1 protein-coding gene is annotated in these 1,544 nt (G+C 52.2%); it reads left to right on the top strand.

Annotated features, from left to right (window positions below; genetic code table 11):
• Positions 1-1,544 (top strand): Ig-like domain-containing protein (locus VQ643_RS16220; protein ID WP_414201538.1); only part of this gene is annotated, 1,544 nt, incomplete at both ends.

Genomic DNA, 1,544 nt, shown 5'->3' on the forward strand with positions numbered 1-1,544 from the left:
TTGGTGATAAAGGAATTACCAACGATACTACTCCTACACTGAAAGGCAGCCTCAGCCAAGCCCTAGGCGCTGGTGAATACCTAGCGATCTACCGCAACGGCAGCGAAATAGCTCGCCTTAGCGAAGCGCAGCTTAATGGCAGCCTAACTTGGAGCTTTGAAGACAGCGGCCTAACAGACGCCACCTATACCTATACTGCCCGCGTCAAAGACGCTGCTGGCAACAACGGTGCTATCTCCAACAACTACGAAATCACCGTAGACACCCAAGCACCGGATCAAAAGGTACAGATTGACAGCATCGAAGATGACCAAGCCCCAGGCATTGGCAGTATCCCTAATGGTGGCACCACCAACGACACCACCCCTGAGCTACGCGGCAGCCTCAGCAAAGGCCTTAACGCTGGTGAAGCCGTCTTTATCTACCGCAATGGTGTAAAAGTAGGCAAAGCCACCGTCAATGGCACCAACTGGAGCTTTGAAGACAGCGGCTTAGCCAACAAAACCGGCTACAGCTACACCGCCCGCGTGGAAGATCAAGCGGGTAACCAAGGCGCGTACTCTGACCCTTATAGCATCAACATTGACTTCACAGGGCCTTCAACCACAGTCACCATCACCACAGTAATAGATGACGTCGACCCAATCCAAGGCGACATCAGCTCAGGTGGCTACACCAACGACAACCTACCGCAAGTGCAAGGCACCCTAAGTGCTGCCCTTAAAGCAGGAGAAGTAGTCTCCATCTACCGAGATGGCGCCAAAGTAGGTGAAGCGACGGTCACTGGCACCCAATGGACCTTTGATGAAAGCATCGCCCTCAATGATGGGCAACACATCTACACCGCCTACGTAGAAGATGCCGCAAACAACCTAGGTGCGGCCTCAAACCGTTACGAAATTAACGTTGACACCGTAGCACCGGATCACGACATAGTGATCACCGACATCATTGACAACAAAGACCCAGTCGTAGGTCCTATTGGAAATGGCGGCTTCACCAACGACGACACCCCAACACTAGAGGGCACCCTCAGCAAAGGGCTAGCGGCCAATGAATTTATTGCCATCTACCGTGACGGCGTAAAAATTGGAGAAGTTACCCTAGGAGCTGGCGTCACCCAATGGAGCTACGAAGACTCAGGTCTATCCAGTGGCTCAGCTTATAAATACAGCGCCCGTGTTGAAGACCGAGCAGGTAACCACAGCGCGTATTCCAATGAATACAGCATCAACTTAAGCACAGATGGCGCCTCACAAGGGACACAAATCCTCAGCATCACCGACGATGTTGAACCTATCACAGGCATCATCAAAAACAACGGCTACACCAACGACAAAACGCCAACCCTCAAAGGCGCCATTGACTCCGCCCTTAAAGGCACCGAAGAAGTCATTGTGTACCGCAACGGCGTAGAAGTAGGTAAAGCCACAGTAACAGGCACCACCTGGACCTTTGAAGACAGCCTAGCAGGCGATGGCAAATACACCTACACAGCAGGCGTTAAAGATGCTGCTGGCAATGCCGGTGCCTTATCAAACGAA

The organism is Pseudomonas sp. F1_0610, assembly GCF_047470865.1.
Lineage (GTDB): Bacteria > Pseudomonadota > Gammaproteobacteria > Pseudomonadales > Pseudomonadaceae > JAZDRH01.